20 protein-coding genes are annotated in these 18,751 nt (G+C 62.5%); 10 read left to right on the top strand and 10 right to left on the bottom strand.

The features are described 5' to 3' along the window. Positions 1–47 precede the first annotated feature (47 nt). Both FJ430_RS01045 and FJ430_RS01040 read right to left on the bottom strand, forming a co-directional pair. Positions 48–1,379, bottom strand: coding sequence for an ABC transporter substrate-binding protein (locus FJ430_RS01045; protein ID WP_140702473.1), 1,332 nt, complete (start codon positions 1,377–1,379; stop codon positions 48–50). A gap of 253 nt (positions 1,380–1,632) precedes the next feature. Then, positions 1,633–2,331 (bottom strand): PIG-L deacetylase family protein, encoded by a 699-nt coding sequence (locus tag FJ430_RS01040; protein WP_140702475.1) that lies wholly within the window; start codon positions 2,329–2,331, stop codon positions 1,633–1,635. A 21-nt stretch (positions 2,332–2,352) separates the two neighbouring features. Here FJ430_RS01040 and FJ430_RS01035 point away from each other — a divergent pair, with 21 nt between their 5' ends. The 5 genes from FJ430_RS01035 to nhaA all read left to right on the top strand — a co-directional run bounded on the left by FJ430_RS01035 (position 2,353) and on the right by nhaA (position 9,821). Then, a complete protein-coding gene (locus tag FJ430_RS01035) occupies positions 2,353–3,243 on the top strand; it encodes a DMT family transporter (RefSeq protein ID WP_140650370.1) in 891 nt (296 codons plus the stop codon). A 56-nt stretch (positions 3,244–3,299) separates the two neighbouring features. Then, on the top strand, positions 3,300–5,762 hold the full coding sequence (gene hrpB / locus FJ430_RS01030; RefSeq protein WP_140702477.1) for an ATP-dependent helicase HrpB: 2,463 nt from the start codon (positions 3,300–3,302) through the stop codon (positions 5,760–5,762). Between the two features lie 379 nt (positions 5,763–6,141). After that, positions 6,142–7,467 carry an ActS/PrrB/RegB family redox-sensitive histidine kinase gene (locus tag FJ430_RS01025; protein ID WP_140702479.1) on the top strand — a complete coding sequence of 442 codons (1,326 nt, stop codon included), beginning with the start codon at positions 6,142–6,144 and terminating at the stop codon, positions 7,465–7,467. 291 nt (positions 7,468–7,758) lie between these two features. Beyond that, positions 7,759–8,322 (top strand): ActR/PrrA/RegA family redox response regulator transcription factor, encoded by a 564-nt coding sequence (locus tag FJ430_RS01020; protein WP_140647361.1) that lies wholly within the window; start codon positions 7,759–7,761, stop codon positions 8,320–8,322. 308 nt (positions 8,323–8,630) lie between these two features. After that, positions 8,631–9,821: a Na+/H+ antiporter NhaA gene (nhaA, locus tag FJ430_RS01015; protein WP_140702481.1), complete on the top strand. Its 1,191-nt coding sequence runs from the start codon at positions 8,631–8,633 to the stop codon at positions 9,819–9,821. Positions 9,822–9,872: 51 nt separating this feature from the next. Here the strand turns inward: nhaA and FJ430_RS01010 are convergent, their stop codons facing one another. Next, positions 9,873–10,373, bottom strand: coding sequence for an MmcB family DNA repair protein (locus tag FJ430_RS01010; RefSeq protein ID WP_181166940.1), 501 nt, complete (start codon positions 10,371–10,373; stop codon positions 9,873–9,875). Positions 10,374–10,484: 111 nt separating this feature from the next. On the opposite strand from FJ430_RS01010, the gene FJ430_RS01005 reads away from it, so the two are divergent. Further along, positions 10,485–11,018: an IS1595 family transposase gene (locus tag FJ430_RS01005; RefSeq protein WP_264296076.1), complete on the top strand. Its 534-nt coding sequence runs from the start codon at positions 10,485–10,487 to the stop codon at positions 11,016–11,018. A gap of 145 nt (positions 11,019–11,163) precedes the next feature. Here FJ430_RS01005 and FJ430_RS01000 read toward each other — a convergent pair whose 3' ends face one another. After that, the gene (locus tag FJ430_RS01000; RefSeq protein WP_140702485.1) at positions 11,164–12,012 is read right to left on the bottom strand and encodes a DUF3800 domain-containing protein; all 849 of its coding nucleotides are present in this window, start codon (positions 12,010–12,012) and stop codon (positions 11,164–11,166) included. Positions 12,013–12,041: 29 nt separating this feature from the next. On the opposite strand from FJ430_RS01000, the gene FJ430_RS00995 reads away from it, so the two are divergent. Both FJ430_RS00995 and FJ430_RS00990 read left to right on the top strand, forming a co-directional pair. Then, positions 12,042–12,200 carry a hypothetical protein gene (locus FJ430_RS00995; protein WP_181175215.1) on the top strand — a complete coding sequence of 53 codons (159 nt, stop codon included), beginning with the start codon at positions 12,042–12,044 and terminating at the stop codon, positions 12,198–12,200. A gap of 100 nt (positions 12,201–12,300) precedes the next feature. Then, positions 12,301–12,930 carry a sce7726 family protein gene (locus tag FJ430_RS00990; RefSeq protein WP_140702487.1) on the top strand — a complete coding sequence of 210 codons (630 nt, stop codon included), beginning with the start codon at positions 12,301–12,303 and terminating at the stop codon, positions 12,928–12,930. On the opposite strand, the gene FJ430_RS00985 is transcribed toward FJ430_RS00990, so the two are convergent. Beyond that, the gene (locus FJ430_RS00985) at positions 12,853–13,905 is read right to left on the bottom strand and encodes a beta family protein (RefSeq protein WP_140702489.1); all 1,053 of its coding nucleotides are present in this window, start codon (positions 13,903–13,905) and stop codon (positions 12,853–12,855) included. The two genes, FJ430_RS00990 and FJ430_RS00985, sit on opposite strands and share 78 nt — an antisense overlap. A 113-nt stretch (positions 13,906–14,018) precedes the next feature. Beyond that, entirely contained in the window at positions 14,019–14,240 is a 222-nt protein-coding gene (locus tag FJ430_RS00980) for a hypothetical protein (protein ID WP_140702491.1), read from the bottom strand. Between the two features lie 144 nt (positions 14,241–14,384). Here FJ430_RS00980 and FJ430_RS00975 point away from each other — a divergent pair, with 144 nt between their 5' ends. Continuing rightward, complete coding sequence (locus tag FJ430_RS00975) at positions 14,385–14,855, top strand: nucleoside deaminase (protein WP_140702494.1); 471 nt, start codon at positions 14,385–14,387, stop codon at positions 14,853–14,855. Positions 14,856–14,868: 13 nt separating this feature from the next. Here the strand turns inward: FJ430_RS00975 and cueR are convergent, their stop codons facing one another. Further along, a complete protein-coding gene (gene cueR / locus FJ430_RS00970) occupies positions 14,869–15,258 on the bottom strand; it encodes a Cu(I)-responsive transcriptional regulator (RefSeq protein ID WP_140650341.1) in 390 nt (129 codons plus the stop codon). Between the two features lie 226 nt (positions 15,259–15,484). Between cueR and FJ430_RS00965 the strand changes: the two genes are divergently transcribed. Next, positions 15,485–16,102, top strand: coding sequence for a L,D-transpeptidase (locus FJ430_RS00965; RefSeq protein WP_140650338.1), 618 nt, complete (start codon positions 15,485–15,487; stop codon positions 16,100–16,102). 158 nt (positions 16,103–16,260) lie between these two features. On the opposite strand, the gene FJ430_RS00960 is transcribed toward FJ430_RS00965, so the two are convergent. The 3 genes from FJ430_RS00960 to trpS form a co-directional block, all read right to left on the bottom strand. Next, on the bottom strand, positions 16,261–16,830 hold the full coding sequence (locus FJ430_RS00960; protein WP_140702498.1) for a NifU family protein: 570 nt from the start codon (positions 16,828–16,830) through the stop codon (positions 16,261–16,263). Between the two features lie 184 nt (positions 16,831–17,014). Beyond that, on the bottom strand, positions 17,015–17,506 hold the full coding sequence (locus tag FJ430_RS00955) for a universal stress protein (RefSeq protein ID WP_140647347.1): 492 nt from the start codon (positions 17,504–17,506) through the stop codon (positions 17,015–17,017). Between the two features lie 102 nt (positions 17,507–17,608). Continuing rightward, positions 17,609–18,676, bottom strand: a complete 1,068-nt coding sequence (trpS, locus tag FJ430_RS00950) for a tryptophan--tRNA ligase (RefSeq protein WP_140702500.1) — start codon at positions 18,674–18,676, stop codon at positions 17,609–17,611. Positions 18,677–18,751: the final 75 nt, after the last annotated feature.

The raw sequence follows: 18,751 nt of genomic DNA, 5'->3' as shown, positions 1-18,751 counted from the left end.
GTGCCAAGGGCGGCACGGGACGCGTCGATGTTGCTCGGGAGGAGCGGTTACATCTTGCCGTCGTCCTGGAACACCTGCGTCCAGTCCTTGACCAGACCGTCCAGCGCGTCCTTGGGCGAGCCCTGGCCGGCCACGACATAGTCATGGAAGCGCTTCTGCGAGGCCTGCAGCAGCGGCGCGTAGCTGGGTTCGGCCCAGAAGTCCTTCACGATCGCCATCGAGTCGAGGAAGGCCTGCGCATAGGGCTGGCTGGACGGGAATTTCGGGTCCTTGACCACCGAGTTCAGGCAGGAATAGCCGCCGAGCGACCACCACTTGGCCTGCACGTCCTTGTTGGCGAACCACTTGATGTATTTCAGCGCCGATTCCTGCTTGTCGGAGTAGGAAACCACCGAGATACCCTGGCCGCCGAGCTGCGCGAACTGGTCGCCGTCGGGACCCTTCGGATTGACGAAATAGCCGATCTTGTCGCCGCCGACATTCTCGTCCTTCTGCAGGCCGGGCCAGGTGAAGGCGAAGTTCATATGCATCGCCACCTGGCCGGATTTGAAGGCGTCGACGCCTTCGCCCATGTAGCTGTTGGAGGCGCCGGGCGGCGTGCAGCAATCATAGAGCGACTTGTAGAATTCCAGCCCCTTCACCGATTTCTCGGAGTTGACGAAGCCTTCCATCTCGTAGGGCTTCTTCGGGTTCTCATACTGGAAGCCATAGCTGTAGAGCACGTCCATGGCGCCCATGGTGATGCCTTCCGAGCCGCGCTCGGTGTAGATCGAGGCGCCATAGACCGTCTTGCCGTCGATCTGCCGCTTCTGGAAGAATTCGGCGATCTGCTTCAGCTGGTCGAAGGTGGTCGGCGGGGCGAGGTCCCAGCCATACTTTTCCTTGAATTCCTTCTGCAGCTCGGGCTTGGAGAACCAGTCCTTGCGATAGGTCCAGCCGACGACGTCGCCCATGGCCGGCAGCGCCCAGTAGTTCGGCGTGTTCTTCGGCCATTCGGAATAGCCGACCACGGTTGCCGGCACGAAATCGTCCATGCTGATCTTCTCCTTGTCGAAGAAGTCGTTCAGCTTGACGTAATGGCCGTTCTCGGCGGCGCCGCCGATCCACTGGCTGTCGCCGATGATCAGGTCGCAGAGCTTGCCATGCGAGTTGAGCTCGTTGAGGAAGCGGTCGGCGTAATTGGTCCACGGCACGAACTCGAACTTCATGCCGATGCCGGTTTCCTTGGTGAAGTCCTTGGACAGTTCCACGAGCGCGTTGGCCGGATCCCAGGCCGCCCAGCACAGCGTCAAGTCTTCCGCATGCGCGACGTTCGAGACGGCTGTCGACGCAGAGATCGCCGAGGCCAGTCCCAACGCCAGTTTCAAGGTCGATTTCATGCCTTACCTCCCATTTGCGAAACGCGTCCGGATGACGGTTTCAAGAGCCCCTCAACCCTCGCTCCTCCGAGGGCCTGAACACGGCGAGCTATGCGTCGCTATGGTGCGCGACGCGCCGCCGATGTTTAGTAATTTGTTTAGTGATGCCATTTTTACTAAACAACGCAAGCGAATTCGTTGCTGCGCCGCAGCATGACGAAACGGGTGATTGAAATCGTTGGGAAATGGTCGCCGGACGCTGCGCCCGCCGCGGTCAGCCGGCCCGGTCGGCGGGGCCTGGGTTTGCCGTCACCGGCCGGATCGGCGGCGCCGGCGGCAGGAGCGCGCGTATATCCGCGAAGGGGAAGGTCGGCTCGAAGCGGAAGCCCTCGGCCAGCGCGCCGGCGGCGCCGTTGCATTGCCCGGCGCGAAACTCGTTCTGGAGGCGTGCCCTGTGCACATAATGCTCTGGACCCTGCGAGTGATGCGCGCGGATCGCTTTCGCCTTGATCTCCCAGTGATGCGAGGTCTCGACATAATGCGTCGGCGAAAAACCGGTGCCACCGAGCGTATCGGCATGCAGCACAGGGACGGCGAAGGATGCGGCTATGCGCACGCCATCGGACAGGGCGCGATGGTCGCCGTGGTAGTCGTAGGGCGCATGGGTGATAGCGAGGTCGGGTTTCACCTCGCCGATCAGCGCCTTCAGCACCGAAATCAACGCTGCATCGGCAATGAGCGCGCCGTCGGGAAAGTTGAGGAAACGCGGCTCGACGCCGAGCAGCCCCGCCGCCTTGGCCGCCTCCTCGCGCCGCAGGCGGGCAAGCGTCTTCGGGTCGCCCTTGCCGCCCTTGGCACCATCGGTGGCTATCGCAAAAGTCAGCTCTGCGCCTTGCGCCGCATAGGCGGCCAGCGTACCGAACATGAATATCTCGATGTCGTCGGGATGTGCCCCCAGCGCCAATATCTTCACGTCTTCTCTCCCGGAAATGCTATGCCGAACGGAATCCTGCTCGCCCTGATCGCCTATGCAAGCTATTCGTTCAGCGACGGGGTCATCAAGAGCCTGGGCGGGCAGTTCACCGTCTTCGAGATCGGCTTCTTCTCGACCTTGTTTGCCGGCTGCTTTCTGTTCTTCACCAAGCCCAATGACGAACGCTGGCGCGATTTCTGGCGCACCAAAAGGCCATGGGCGGTGCAGGCGCGCGCCTTGGCGGGCATCGCGTCGGGTGTGCTCAGCGTTTATTCCTTCACCACCATTCCGCTGGCGGAAGTCTACGCGCTGATCTTCCTGGCGCCGCTGCTGGTCACCATCCTGTCGACGGTCATCCTGAAGGAAAAGGTCGGTCCCTGGCGGTGGCTGGCCGTGGTCGCCGGCTTCTTCGGCGTCATGCTGGTGGTGCGGCCGGGCTTTCGCGAATTGCATCTCGGCCATCTCGCCGCCTTCGCCAACGCCTTCCTCGCCGCCACCAGCGTCATCCTGATGCGCTCGCTCGCCAAGCAGGAAAAGCGCACGACGATTCTCGGCGCCCTGGTCGGCTATGGCCTTGTCTTCAACGGCGTCGGCGCGGCCGCGACGTCGTTCTCGCTCCCCAATCTCGGGCAATTGGTTTGGCTGATGCTGGCCGGTGTCTTCACCGCCGGCGGACAGCTGCTGCAGCTGCTTGCGGTCAAATACGCGCCCGCGAACCGCATCGCGCCGACGCATTACTCGCAGATCGTCTGGGCGGTCATCCTCGGCGCGCTGTTCTTCCAGGAATATCCCGACTGGCTGTCATTGGTCGGCCTGGCGGTGGTCGGCGCCTCCGGCCTTCTGACGATGGTGCGCGAAGAGGTGAGGCTCGGCACCGTGCGCTGGAACCCGTTTTCGCGCACCAGGCTTTGACCGCGCACCGGTCTGGCAAGTTGCATGGCGACCGCGACCGCTGATATGCGGGCCAGATGACGACGAAATCCCTGCCGGAGCTTCCGGTCACTGCCGTGCTGCCGGCGCTCGGCGAAGCGCTCTCGCAGCGCAGCAGCGCCGTGCTGGTGGCGCCGCCCGGCGCCGGCAAGACGACGCTGGTGCCGCTGGCGCTGCTCGACGCGCCCTGGCTGGGCAAAGGCCGGATCGTGCTGCTCGAACCGCGCCGGCTGGCCGCTCGCGCCGCTGCCCGCCGCATGGCCGAGCTGCTCGGCGAGGAACCCGGCGGCACAGTCGGCTATGCCATGCGCATGGAGAACCGCACGTCGGCGCGGACAAAAATCCTGGTCGTCACCGAAGGCGTGCTCTCCCGCATGATTCTCGACGACCCGGAACTGCCCGGGGTTTCCGCGGTAATCTTCGACGAATTCCATGAGCGCTCGCTCGACGGCGATTTCGGCCTGGCGCTGGCGCTCGACGTGCAGGGCGCGCTGCGGCCTGACCTGCGTCTGCTGGTCATGTCGGCGACGCTCGACGGCGCCCGCGTCGCGAGGCTTCTGGCGCAGGCACCGGTGATCGAAAGCGAGGGCCGCGCTTATCCGGTCGAGGTTCGCTACGACGAACGGCCGGCCGGCCTGGCGATCGAGGACGCCATGGCCAAGGCCGTGCGCGCAGCCCTGGCCGGCGAGCAGGGCAGCGTGCTCGCCTTCCTGCCCGGACAGCGCGAGATCGAGCGCACCGCCGAGCGGCTTCAGGGCAATGTCGCCGCCGACACCGACATCGTTCCGCTCTACGGCCAGCTCGACAACCGGGCGCAGGATCAGGCGATCAGACCGGCGCCGGCCGGCCGCCGCAAGGTGGTGCTGGCGACCTCGATCGCCGAGACCTCGATCACCATCGACGGCGTCCGTGTCGTCATCGATTCCGGCCTGTCGCGCCTGCCGCGCTACGAGCCGGCGAGCGGCCTGACCAGGCTTGAGACGGTGCGCGTCAGCAAGGCGTCGGCCGACCAGCGCGCCGGCCGCGCCGGCCGCACTCAAGCCGGCGTGGCGGTTCGCCTGTGGCGGGCCGAGCAGACCGCGTCGCTTCCCGCCTTCACGCCGCCGGAAATCCTCGAGGCCGATCTGTCCGGACTGCTGCTTGACTGCGCCGCCTTCGGCGTCGCCGATCCGTCCAGCCTTTCGTTCCTCGATCCGCCGCCGGCCCCGGCGCTCAGCGAGGCGAGGGTGCTGCTGAAGGCGCTTCATGCCATCGACGATGCCAGCCGGCTGACGAAGGCGGGTGCTGCCATGCGCAAGCTGGCATTGCCGGTGCGGTTGGCGCATATGGTGGCAGAAGCGGTGAGAGGCGGTCATGCGCAGGAAGCGGCGACACTTGCCGTATTGCTGACCGAGCGCGGATTGGGCGGCGACAGCGCCGATCTCGAACGCCGCCTGATCCGCTTTCGCGGCGAGAAATCGCCGCGCGCCAACGCCGCCAGGCAGCTCGCCGAGCGTTTGGCCAGACAGGCTGGCGGCGGGCAGGGTGGCGAGGCGGTCTCCGCCGGCTCGCTCCTCATCCATGCCTGGCCGGATCGGGTGGCGAGGGCGCGCGGCGAGCGCGGCCGCTTCGTGCTCGCCAACGGCTCGGGCGCCATGGTCGAAGCAGCCGATCCGCTCGCCAATGAGACCTGGCTGGTGGTCGCCGACCTGCAGGGCAAGGCGCAGAACGCCCGCATCACCGCCGCTGCGCCGGTCGGCGAAACCGATATCCGCGCCGCTCTTGCCGATCGCATCGAGACGAAGCGCGAGACGACCTTCGACCGCGAGCGCCGCGCCGTGCGGGTGCGCGAAACCGCGCGGCTCGGCGCCATCACCTTGTCCGAGCGTATGCTGCCGGCGCCGTCGGGCGCCGATGCCGATCAGGCTATCCTCGACGCCTTACGGGAGCACGGCCTGTCGCTGCTCGATTGGGGCAAGGATGCCGAGACGACGCGGCAGCGGCTCGGCTGGCTGCATCGCGGCCTGGGAGCGCCCTGGCCCGACGTTTCGGATGAAGCGCTGGTCGAGGGCCTCGACGACTGGCTCTTGCCGTTTCTCGCCGGCGACGCCTCTTTCGCGGCCATCAAGCCGGCGACTTTGTCGTCGGCACTCATGGCCTTGGTCCCGCACGACCTGCAGCGCAAGGTCGACGCGCTGGCGCCGACCCATTTCGACGCGCCGTCGGGTAGTCACGTGCCGATCCGCTACGACGGCGAATGGCCGGTGCTTGCGGTCCGCGTGCAGGAGCTGTTCGGCCTCGACCGTCATCCGGCGATCGCGGGCGGCACCGTGCCGCTGACGCTGGAGCTTCTCTCGCCGGCGCACCGCCCCATCCAGACGACGCGCGACCTCCCCGGCTTCTGGCGCGGTTCCTGGGCGGATGTGCGCGCCGATATGCGCGGTCGCTATCCAAAGCATGTCTGGCCGGAAAACCCGCTGCTGGCCCCCGCCACCAGCCGCGCTAAGCCGCGCGGAACGTAGGATTGCACAGAAGCTTGGTGGGCCTCGCTGGCGAGCGGTATACGTTGGCGATTAGCGCAAACGCTCATCACTTCGTCATCCACGGGCGGAGCAAGGAGCGAAGCGACGCGCGTAGACCCGAGGATCCATTCCGTGACTTCGAAGCGTTGCGACGGTTCAGAATTCCGCTCCGCTGCGCTCTACGATCGAGGTAACGGAATGGATCCTCGGGTCTGCGCTCCGCTTCGCGTCGCTCCGCCCGTGGATGACGAAATCGCGAGGCCTCTCGGCCAATCACCAAGCGCTCATGATGGTGAACCGAAACACCGGCTGCCAATCGCTCAAGTCGCCTTTACAGCGCTACTAGCGCTTACCCTCCCGCGGTTATAATCGTAAGTCGATGATCAACATCCTGCGCGCGCCCGATTCCCAGCAAAGCCAGCGGCTGCGGCTCAACACGCTCATCCGCCTGCGCTGGCTGGCCATCGTCGGCCAGAGCCTGACCGTGCTGGTCGTCGCCTATGGCCTGAAATTCCCGCTGCCGGTGTCGATGTGCTTCGCGCTGATCGCCTGCTCTGCCTGGATGAATCTGTGGCTCACCTTCCGCTATCCGGCGGCGCACCGCCTGACCCCGCTTTCGGCCTTCGCGATTCTCACCTTCGACGGCATCCAGCTCACCGGCCTGCTCTACATGACCGGCGGCCTGACCAACCCGTTTTGCGTGCTGCTTTCGGTCCCGGTCGTCATCTCGGCCGCTTCGCTGCCGCTGCCCATGACCGCGGTGCTGGGCGCGCTGGTCATGATAGCCGCCACGTTGCTGGTGTTCTTCCACCTGCCACTGCCCTGGTATGAGGACGCGCCGCTGCCGATGCCGTTCATCTATGTCGCCGGCATGTGGATGGCGGTGTTCGCCTCGATCGCCTTCACCGCCATCTATGCATTCCGTGTCGCGGCGGAGGCGCGCCTGCTCGCCAACGCTCTGGCCGCCACCGAACTGGTGCTTCAGCGCGAGCAGCATCTGTCGGCGCTGGACGGGCTGGCGGCGGCGGCCGCGCACGAACTCGGCACGCCCTTGGCGACCATCACCGTCGTCGCCAAGGAGATGGAGAAGGCGCTCGGCAAGGACCCGAAATACGGCGAGGACGTGAAGCTGCTGCGCTCGCAAAGCGAGCGTTGCCGCGAGATCCTGAAGCGGCTGACCAGCCTTTCGTCGGAAGGCGAAGCGCATCTGTCGCGCATGCCGCTCACCTCGCTGGTCGAGGAGGTGACGGCGCCGCATCGCGATTTCGGCATCTCGATCCGGCTGCGGCCCGGCGAGTGTATCGGTCCCGAGCCCATCGGCCAGCGCAGCCCAGGCGTCATCTACGGGCTCGGCAACCTGGTCGAGAATGCCGTCGATTTCGCCCGCAAGTCGGTCACCGTCAGCTGGAGTTGGGACAATGACAAGGTCCTCTTCTCGATCACCGATGACGGGCCGGGCTTTCCGGCCGAGATCATCGACCGCATCGGCGAGCCCTATATGTCGACGCGCCAGGGCACGGAGGCCGGCGGCGGCCTGGGGCTAGGGCTGTTCATCGCCAAGACCTTGCTGGAACGATCGGGCGCCACCATCGATTTCCGCAATTCGAGCGGGCTTGGCGAAGGCGCGGTGGTGCAGATCGCATGGCCACGCGGCGTCTTCCTCAACCAGGACCAGGCGTCGGCCACCATGTTCGACAATGCCTAAAGCAATTCCAGGAAAAGTGCGCAGCGGTTGGGCTCGGCGACTTCGCCGTAGTTTTCCGTCCGGAATTGCGAAACGGTGAAAAGCCCTGCAATTACTGCATGGCAGCTCTGTTGCCGGCTGTAAAAATTGGACATTGCCCTTGCGGGACTGTATCTGCGTAAAAGTAAGGCATGCCGCCCAAAACCGTGCAGCTTTTTTGGCAAACGGCGTGCCTGGAAACAAGGACTTAAGGCGCATTCGCTAGAATTCGTTCCGGGGCGAGGTGGTTCAAGTCAGTAGGATGCCGATAAGATGAGCGGAGACGAAACGACTGTTGCAATGGTGGAGGGCGAGGACACCTCGCTGCTCATCGTCGAGGACGACAAGCCGTTCCTCACCCGGCTCGCCCGGGCGATGGAGACCCGGGGCTTCGTGGTCGAGACGGCGGAGAGCGTGGAGGAGGCGGTCGCCAAGGCGCGCGCCCATCCGCCAGCCTATGCGGTGGTCGACATGCGGCTCGGCGACGGCAATGGCCTCGATGTCGTTGCCGCCATTCGCGAGAGACGCGACGATGCCCGCGCCATCATCCTGACCGGCTACGGCAACATCGCCACCGCGGTGACAGCGGTGAAGCTCGGCGCCATCGACTACCTCTCCAAGCCCGCCGATGCCGACGACGTCTTCGCCGCGCTTACCCGGACCTCAGGCGAGCGCGCGGCGCCGCCGGAAAACCCGATGTCGGCCGACCGCGTGCGCTGGGAGCACATCCAGCGCGTCTACGAAATGTGCGATCGCAACGTGTCCGAGACGGCGCGCCGGCTGAACATGCATCGGCGCACCCTGCAGCGTATCCTCGCGAAGCGGGCTCCGCGCTAGGCAAGCGTCGTCATCCACGGGCGAAGCGGACGCGGAGACCCGAGGATCCATGCCGTGACCTTGGCCGGAGGATGCAGCGGAGCAGAATTCTGCGCCGTCGGCACCGCTCCGATGTAACGGAATGGATCCTCGGGTCTGCGCTGCGTCGCTCCGCTCCTTGCTTCGCCCGTGGATGACGAAGAGACGGACGTTTCGGCCAATTTTCGAAGCATCGGCTGCGGTGTCGCCCGTAAGCCTTGCATCGCCACTGACGTTGCGCATCATTGGACCACAGATTCCCGGCCAACAGGCTAGGTTAGCGAGGCACCATGCAAGACGAACGGCCGAAATCGATCCTGCGTGAATTCCTCGACGGCGAGGCCGCTGGCGGCATCATCCTGATGGTGGCTGCAGCCCTTGCGCTGATCGTCGCCAACTCGCCTTTGGCCACAACCTATTTCGCCGTCCTGCACGCCTATCTCGGACCGCTCAGCGTCTCGCACTGGATCAATGACGGGCTGATGGCGGTGTTCTTCCTGCTGGTCGGGCTGGAGATCAAGCGCGAGATGCTGGATGGTCAGCTCTCGACCTGGCCGCGCCGGGTGCTGCCCGGCATCGCCGCCGCCGGCGGCATGCTGGTTCCGGCGCTGGTCTACGTCGCCGTCAATCGCGACAACGCGGCCGCGCTTCCCGGCTGGGCGATCCCGACCGCCACCGACATCGCCTTCGCGCTCGGCGTGCTTTCGCTGCTCGGCAGCCGGGTGCCCGCCTCGCTGAAAGTCTTCCTCACCGCTCTCGCCATCATCGACGATCTCGGCGCCGTCATCATCATCGCGCTGTTCTACACCAGCGGCCTGTCGCTCGCCTACCTCGCGGCCGCCTTCGTCGTCATCGCCTTGCTGGTCGTGCTCAACCGCATGCGCGCCATGAAGCTCTGGCCGTATCTGCTGCTCGGCGCGCTGCTGTGGGTGCTGGTGCTGAAGTCGGGCGTGCACGCCACGCTGGCCGGCGTGGCGCTGGCGCTCACCATCCCGCTGGAGCGTTCTCCCGGCATCAGCCACGATCTCGAGCAGTCGCCGCTGCACCGGCTGGAACACGGCCTGCACAAGCTGGTGCCCTTCCTCGTCATCCCGATCTTCGGTTTCGCCAATGCCGGCGTCTCGCTCGGCGGCCTGAGCTTTGCGGCCCTTGTCGAGCCATTGACGCTGGGCGTCGCCGCCGGCCTGGTGCTGGGCAAGCTGGTCGGCGTCTTCGGCTCCTCGGCGCTCGCGATCCGCTTCGGCCTCGCCGACCTGCCGGTCAATGCCGGCTGGCTGCACATGCTGGGCATTTCGCTGCTTTGCGGCATCGGCTTCACCATGAGCCTGTTCATCGGCCTGCTCGCCTTCGCCAGCGACCCGGCGCTTCAGGATGCGGTGAAGGTCGGCATCCTTGCTGGCTCGCTGGTTGCCGCGCTGCTGGGCGCCGCCATCCTGCTCATGGCGCCGGCGGGCAGCGGAGTGGAAGAAGAAGTGGAATAGGTCAGCTGCAACGCCTATTTCCTCTCCCGCCTAGTGCGCGAGGAACAGGCGCTACTCGCTCTCGCCATCGAGCGCCGGCACGGCGACGCCGGCAAGCTCGGCCGCCAAGAGCCGCGCGGCGCCCGCGCGGGCCATCCGCAGCATCAGCGCCTTGCGCGTCGCTGCCGCCATGCGGTGCTCTGGTGCATCGCGCAGGATCTCCGCGCCGTAGCCGTCGGAAAGGATGAAGCCGCACTCCTCGGGAAAGATGTCCTGGGGAACGCCGGGATGGGTGGCGAAGAAGAAGCGGTCGGAATGCAGCCGGTAGTCCGGCCATTTGCGGTCGACCCTGAAATCCTCGATCGAGGATTTGATCTCGATGATCCAGACGTCGCCCTGCCTGGTCAGCGCGACGAGATCGGCGCGGCGGCCTGTCGCCAGCGAAAGCTCCGGCAGCACATGCGCGCCCATTTCGGTCAGCAGCCGCTGCACGCCGCGCCGCACCAGCATGGCGCGCTCCGACTGGCGGCCGTCGATCAAAGGGTTGAGGGGAATCGGGGAAACGATGGGCATGGATGGCACCATGCCAGATTTTGTTCACGGTTTGAACCCGTTTTCTAGGGGCGATTATATATTTGACAGACCCAAGCGGACGTGCGATAACGATTCCAAGAAGTTATCGTTATGTCCGTTCTGTCCCGCCCCTACTTTCATGATGAAGCCGCCGCATTTGAGCATGTTGAGGGTATGCTGTGGCCGCAGGGTCCGGTCTGCCATCATTGCGGCTCCATGGAAAAGCACTACGCCTTGAAGGGCGGTCGCACCAAGCCTTCCAAAAAGAACCCGCACGGCCTTGAAATCCACGGCCTCTACAAGTGCAGCGATTGCCGCAAGAAGTTCACGGTTCGTATGGGCACGATCTTCGAAGTGTCCAAGCTCCCGCTGCACATTTGGCTTCAGGCAATTCACGCCATGTGCGCGAGCAAGAAGGGCGTTTCGGCTCACCAACTGCACCGCGCTCTGGAAATCACCTACAAGACCGCTTGGTTCCTTTGCCATCGCATTCGTGAAACCATGCGCTCGGATGACTTCACGCCCATGGGCGGCAACGGCAAGACCGTCGAAGTTGACGAGACCTATATCGGCCGCCTCAAGAACACGCCGGTTAAGCTGCCGTTATGGAAATATGAGGGCCGAAAACGGCGAAAGTTTCGGTAGCGAAACGAGCGGCGCGGCTTATATGCATTTATTTCATCACGTCAAGCCTAATGGTCTTGAACTGGACTTGAAACGCTATATCTTGATTCGCGAGCCCTGCTTCGGTCGAAGCCTTGCGTTCATACGTAGGGTACTCATGTAGGCCTTAGTGGGGCTTCTTTCTTTTCCCTCTTTTCAGATCCTGGATGCTGTTGTTTGGCTTGAACAACCAGTGCCTGTAGGGGTGTGACCATCTCTCTTCGACGCCATTCGCGCATGCGGTGCTGGTCCCAACGTTGAAGTTTGGATAGAGCGACCAAATTTCATCTTTTATGGCTTTGTATACGGCCTCTTTGGCGACTGCTCGCTTCGACCGCCGGGCGCGGGGTTTTGGCGGTCGAGTGTGCTTTTCATTCAAGCGGGACTGCATCGCTCCAAGCACTATGTCTAGGCCTTGCAGGACTGGGTGAGCCTTTGAGTTGACGGAGGCAATGTCATCCTTCTTGATTGTCACCTGTGCCTGCCTCCAAATCGGGAAAGCGGACAAAGACGACATATAGTCTTTGAATAACTCAAATTTTGAACTGGTCTGCGGAACATCATCAAGAAGCAATGAGACTTTGGTGCCTTCATGGTTTCCGTTGCAGTAGCGCAGGCCGAACGAGTGCTTCACAAATTGATAGTACAGTAGAAAATAATCGTTTCCAATATGCTCGTCCGTCAGGCCCCGTGCTTGATTTATGTTTTGGGTGAACATAACTCGCATCTTGATTCTGCCATCTCGCACAAACTCAAAATAGTATTTGATAAATTCTATGTATTTGTCTTTGTAAGATGCGGTAACTCTATCCCACTTCATTTCTGAGTGTATGTTAAGCTGCTCTTTTTTTGTGTCTAGCAATGCCGTTAGCACGCTTTGATCACTTGCACGTATCAAAGCTCCGCCATAGAAATGCGAGTAGAATTCACCCTTATCGTCGGATTCGTCGCAATATATGATTAGAGATTGCCGCATTATGCCCGCCCAGCGAAAGGAGCGTCACAATGCCCGAACGAACCGAAAAGCCGCAAGTAGAAAAGTTCCGCGAGCTGGCGCGCAAAATTGGCACCGCCGATTCCGAAGAACCGTTGAACGAAGCCCTCAGGAAGGTTGCGAAGGTGCCACCGCCCAAGCAGGAAAACCATAAAAATAGCGACGAATAAGGTGTCTTTACAACCTTCGATTCCTTGACCAATCGGTAAAAGCATTATTAACTTTTTGCCGTTACGCTGCCGAAACGACCCCGCTTTTTCAAGGACCCGAATGCGAGATGCGGATGTAAGGCGGGCGATCAAGTTTAAGCTTGATGCCCTCCATAGAGACGATCCCTCGACGCGCATTGTCGAGGAAATGGGTATTTGGGGATCGACAGTCCGTGTTGATATGGCTGTCATTAACGGTGAACTTGCTGGCTATGAGCTTAAGAGCAACGCCGACACCGTACTAAGGCTCCCATATCAGGTTGAGATTTACAGCAAGGTATTCGACCGTATGACGCTCGTTGTCGGCGACAAACTCGCCGACAAAGCTCTTCCTCTGATACCGGCATGGTGGGGTTGCACCGTCGCAACCATGCAGAATGATCAAATTCGGCTCACGCTGAAACGCAAAGGCCGCAAGAACCCTTCCGTCGACCCTAGCGTCGTCGTTCAAATGCTGTGGCGCGAAGAGGCAATATCGGCTCTCGAAGCATACGGTTTGGCGGATGGCTGGCGGACCAAGAGGTCCGCCGATATTGCAAACCGCCTCTTGACAGGCTTGTCACCCAAGCAACTAGCCGACGAGGTCCGCAAGGCTTTGAAGGCGCGAATGAAGCTAGGGCAATTGGCTACGGGTAAGCTCAATATGTCTATTGATGCCGTATGCGACCCAAGTGGCCGGGCTGCCTGCTGAGGTACCGGGGACGCCTGCGATAGCATTGATCGTCAGATCTCCCCAGCAAGCCGGCAATGGCACACGCTGAAGAAGCGCCACAATGGATGCCGCATAGCTGCGGTATTGCACGTCGCGAGCAACTGAGCCGGGGCCTTTGGTTTTCACGCCATGGAATATCTGAAACTGGCCGTGCGGAGTATATTTTGCGTTGATAGGCACGGGGCCAGGTATATTGTCGGTGGAGGCGTCAGGGCCTACCGTCGCGTAGTCTCCGAAGTGCAGGGCGTAGCCAACGGGATGGGCAACTAGAGCTTGCCACAGATCAAGCTCCGCGCGCGCCAACATCGTTTGGCCAACTAAGTAGCCAGTCAGCGTAGCTGGAATATTTCCACCTGCGACCGTTACAGAGCGCCACGCTTGGGCTTGGTGCAAATTCTGAAACACAGTGCGGGTAGCGGCACCCAAGGCCAGCGCGGTTCCAACGCTGCCGCCAAGGTCAACAATCAAGTCAGTTTGGGCTATCGGGCAGTACCAGTTGCCGACCAAGGTTGCGAGATTGGTCATTTCATTCAAAGTGACGCGCAATGCCGCGCCCCTGTTATCCGCCGCGATCATGCGGGAAACCGCTGAGTGGTAGGCGGGAGGGGCCAAATATTTTACTGATGGCACAAGTGTGAGCCCAGCCGCGTTCGCGCTTGCTCTTATGTTGTCAAGATGGTGGAACGCTGGGGTCCCCGGCAGGTCTGAGGCGTCAATGAATAGCTTGCCGGTGCCCCAGGCATCGCTGACCTGCTTAACGAACGCATCAGGAGCACTAAGCGGCGCGTTTTTTGGCGGTGTTTTCGGTGGGGCCTTGGGCGGCTTAGTATCGCCGTAACTCAACTGCGCCAATACAATAAGCGGCACAACGTTGGTGCGGCCGGCTGGACTAAGGTTGCTCAGCGCTGTCCGCTCTCCTTGCTTCCATCTTAGAATCGGAACGTAATTGACCATACGAATCTTCCCCCCAGTTTCGATTTTCTTGGGGCGAAGCTAACACGCCAACTGCTGCATCGCCAGTCGGGTCTGTCAAATATATAATCGCCTTTCTATGGGCTTCGCTGCACTTATTGCGAGTCGCCCGCCCGGAATTCATCCGCCAGGAGCCTGGCCAGGTGGTCGCGGCTCAGGCTCAATGTCTCTTTCAGGAACCACAGGAAGTTGCGCGGGCCGTCTGTCGGCAAGCCGCTTTCCTCGGCCTGGGTGATGGCCGCGCGCTGTCGCTCGATCCGCTGTTCAATCTCGCGGATATGCTGCTCGACCCGTTCGATGTCTTCCTGCATGCCCATGGCCCAGCAATCTCATTGTGCGGTTGTCAAAATAGCACCAAACCGGAAATGGTCGGAGTTCAAAGCCAAATGGGAGGCTCAAGAAAAGTTTAGTTCTTGCTAATCAAATCCCCTGGCAGCAATCTCACCGTGGAGGAATTCCCCATGACCCGCGATCAGATGCTCGCCCACCTCCGGTCCGCTGACGCCGCCGCGCGCGAGGCGGCGGCGCATGGGCATCATCCGTTCGGTTGCGTGCTTGTCGGGCCGGATGATCGCGTTTTGATGCGGCAGGGCAATCTCGACACGGTGCGCCATGCCGAGACGGAGCTCGCCCGCCGCGCCGCGGCGGCCTATGAGCCGGAGTTCCTGTGGCAATGCATGCTGGTCTCGACCGGCGAACCCTGCGCGATGTGCGCCGGCACGATGTATTGGGCGAATATCGGGCGGCTGGTCTACGGCTTCGAGGAGACCGATCTCCTAGCGCTCACCGGCGATCACACGGAGAATCCGACGATGAACCTCGCCTCGCGCACCGTATTCGCCGCCGGCCAGAAGAAGATCGAGGTCTTCGGCCCGTTCCCCGAAATCGCGGACGAACTGCTCGCATCGCACCGCGATTTCTGGAAGCGCTGACAGGCCTCGGACCTCAGGCTGCTCCCGCCATGTCATCCAGGATCGGGCAGTCCGGCCGGTCATCGCCATGGCAGGCGTGGATCAGTGTCTGCAGCGTCGAGCGCATCGACTGCAATTCGCGCAGCTTCTCCTCGATCGCCCTGACATGGGCGGCGGCGATCTCGCGCACGTCGTGGCTGGCGCGGCCGCGGTCCTGATAGAGCGCCATCAGCTGCCTGCAATCGTCGATTGAGAAGCCGAGATTGCGCGCACGGCGCAGGAAGGCCAGCCGGTGGATATCGTCGCCGGAGTAATCGCGATAGCCATTCTCGGCCCGCGCCGGACGGATCAGGCCGATCTCCTCATAATAGCGGATGGTCTTGGCCGGCAGGCCGGAACGCTCGGCGGCATCACCGACATTCATGGCGCTCTCCTCGAACCCAGGCGGCTCTATGAGCCGCCTCATTGATTTTGTTTCACAATCCTGTGAGGCCTGTTGCGGAAATGCCGCAGTTCGGCACTTACCCGCGTGCAAGATCTTGCATATAGGCAGTGCGCGCTTGGCAAGCAAAAGAAATGCCAGCATGAATGATGACAACAAAGCGGCCGACTCGTGCCGCTGGCATCCAGGCGGGGCATCGGACCTTTTCATGCGCTTGAAGTCATTTGCAATCCTTGCCGCTCTTGCGCTGTCGACCGCGATCAGCGGGTGCAGCACCATCGGTGGGCAAATGTTCACCAACAACTATGGCGCGATGACCGATGCCGGCTATCAGCTGCCGCGCATCCCGATCGAGAAGGTCCCCGCCAGGTACCACCGCCAGGAAGTGCGGTACGACTCGCCGGAGAAGCCGGGCACCATCATCGTCGATACGCAGAACAAGTTCCTCTATTTCATCGAAGGCGACGGCATGGCGATGCGCTACGGCATCGGCGTCGGCCGCGAGGGTTTTGAATGGCACGGCACCGCTCATATCGCGCTGAAGCGCGAATGGCCGACCTGGACGCCGCCCTCGCAGATGATCAAGCGCCAGCCCGAGCTCGCCAAATTCGCCGGCGGCATGGAGCCGGGCCTGAAGAACCCGCTCGGCGCGCGCGCCATGTATCTTTTCAACAAGGGCGGCGACATGGGCTACCGCCTGCATGGCAGCCCGGAATGGTTCTCGATCGGCAAGGCGATGTCGTCGGGCTGCATCCGGCTGATGAACCAGGACATTATCGACCTCTACGACCGCACGTCGGTCGGCGCCAAGGTCATCGTGATGTGATCACGAAGGCCGCGGCCAAAAGCTTTCGCAAGCGGACCGTCTAGGCAACAACAAGACGTCCAAAAACAGAAAACCGGGCTGTTGGGGCCCGGTTTTTTGTTTTTGCGTCTTGGATCGGATTTCGCTTCGCCGCACTGCGCGGCCGGCGAAGTGGATTCTCAGGCGACCTGCTCGACCTGCTGGACTTCCGGAACAAAGTGGCGAAGCAGGTTCTGGATGCCGTGCTTCAGCGTTGCCGTCGACGACGGGCAGCCGGCGCAGGCGCCCTTCATGTGCAGGAACACGGTGCCGTTCTCGAAGCCGCGGAAGGTGATGTCGCCGCCGTCCTGGGCAACGGCCGGGCGCACGCGCGTGTCGAGCAGTTCCTTGATGGTCAGCACCAACTCTTCGTCGGCCTTGTCGTAGAACTCGCCGGTCTCGCCGGCTTGGCTCGCCGGAGCGGTCGTGGCCATGACCGGCGCACCGGACATGAAATGCTCCATGATGGCGCCGAGGATCGCCGGCTTCAGATGCTGCCAGTCCGGACCGTCCTTGGTCACGGTGATGAAATCATAGCCGAAGAAGACGCCGGTGACGCCCGGGATCTCGAACAGACGGCCGGCCAGCGGCGAGGCCTCCGCCGCGGTTTCGGCGTTGCGGAAATCGGCTGTGCCTTCGCCCAGCACTTCCTTGCCCGGCAGGAATTTCAGCGTCGCCGGGTTCGGCGTCGATTCGGTCTGGATGAACATGGGTATCTCCAGGCCCTTCCCGGGCCGATAGTTTGGAATAATTCTAAATAGGCTCTATCGGCTGGACATTCAAGCGAAACGCGTCGCCCGAACAGCTGGCTGGCGGAATGTTTTTACCGGGTCCGTCACGGCTTTTGAAGTGGTTGTAGTGATCAGGTCGGCGGAGGCCTGGGATTGAGGTGGCTTAAGCTAAGCTGTCGATCTCTTCGTCGGACAGATTCTGCGGCACCACCGTGACTGGAATGGGGAAGGCCGCTCCCCTGCCGGCAACCGCGCTGACCAGCGGTCCAGGGCCTTCCTTGCCGGCGCCGGCTGCCAGCACCAGGATGGCGATGTCCTGGTCTTCCTCGATCAGCTTGTGGATTTCTTCCGTGGGCTTGCCTTCGCGCACGACCAGCTCCGGTTCGATGCCGAGCTTCTGCCGCACCTTGTTCGCATAGCCGTCGAGCGCCGCGCGCGCCGTCGCATTCGCTTCCTCGCGCATGATCTTCTCGACCCCCAGCCAATGCTGAAAATCGTCCGGCACGATGACATAGAGCAGCACCAGCACGCCGCTGGTGCTTTGCGCCCGCTTCGAGGCATAGGCGACTGCGCGCTCGCATTCCGGCGTATCGTCGATGATCGTCAGGAATTTCCTGCGATGGCCGGCTTCGCGGCTGAGGCGTTTGGAGACCATGTCTATCTGCTCGGTATGGTTCGGCCGCAATCTGCCACCGCGGCCGACCGGCGGCAAGCCGCCGGCTGGCGCGGCAATGGTCCTATGGGACCAACTCGTCGGTCAGTCCTGCAACAGGCCGATAATGTCACGCACCGTCTTCATCGTGCCCTCGGCGATGGCGCGGGCGCGGCCGCCGCCGTCCTTGAGCACGGCGTCGACATAGGCGCGGTCGCCCTCGATGCGGCGCATCTCGGAAGCGATCGGCGCCAGCTTCTCCACGGCAAGGTCGGCCAGAGCCGGCTTGAACACGGAGAATTGCTGACCGCCATATTCCTTCAGCACGTCTTCCTTCGAGATCTCGGCGAGACCGGCATAGATGCCGACGAGGTTTTCGGCCTCGGGCCGGCTTTCCAGCCCCTCGATCTCGCTCGGCAAGGCCTCCGGGTCGGTCTTGGCCTTGCGGATCTTCTTCGAGATGGTGTCGGCATCGTCGGTCAAATTGATGCGCGAGAGGTCCGACGGATCCGACTTCGACATCTTCTTCGAGCCGTCGCGCAGGCTCATGATGCGCGCCGCCGGACCACCGATCACCGGCTCGGTGATCGGGAAGTAACCGTTCACCGTCTCTTCGCCGACCTGCATTTCGACGCCGACGCCGAGCGCGGCGATCTTCTCGGAGAAGTCGTTGTTGAATTTCTGCGCGATGTCGCGGGTGAGCTCCAGATGCTGCTTCTGGTCCTCGCCCACCGGCACATGGGTGGCGCGATAGAGCAGGATGTCGGCAGCCATCAGGCTCGGATAGGCGAGCAGGCCGAGCGAGGCGTTCTCGCGGTCCTTGCCGGCCTTGTCCTTGAACTGCGTCATCCGGTACATCCAGCCGATGCGCGCCACGCAGTTGAAGATCCAGGCAAGCTCGGCGTGCTGCATGACCCGCGACTGGTTGAAGACGATGTGCTTCTTCGGGTCTATGCCGGAGGCCAGGAACGCCGCGGTGATCGATCGCGTCTGGTCGCCCAGGTCCTGATGCACCAGCTGCGCCGTCAGCGAATGCAGGTCGACGACGCAGTAGATGCAGTCGGACTGTTCCTGGAGAGCGACGAATTTCTTGATGGCGCCGAGATAGTTGCCGAGATGCAGGTTGCCGGTCGGCTGGACGCCCGAAAAGACGAGTGGCTTGAAGGCGGACATGAATTCCTCATGGCTTGTGGAGGGCCGTATAAGCGTGATTCCAAAAAGTTGCAGATGTTTTGGAGCCAATCACAC

The sequence above is a fragment of the Mesorhizobium sp. B2-8-5 genome (assembly GCF_006440675.2).
Taxonomy (GTDB): Bacteria; Pseudomonadota; Alphaproteobacteria; order Rhizobiales; family Rhizobiaceae; genus Mesorhizobium.
Note: the sequence above shows the minus strand (reverse complement) of the source record. Positions and strands in the feature narration are given on the sequence as shown.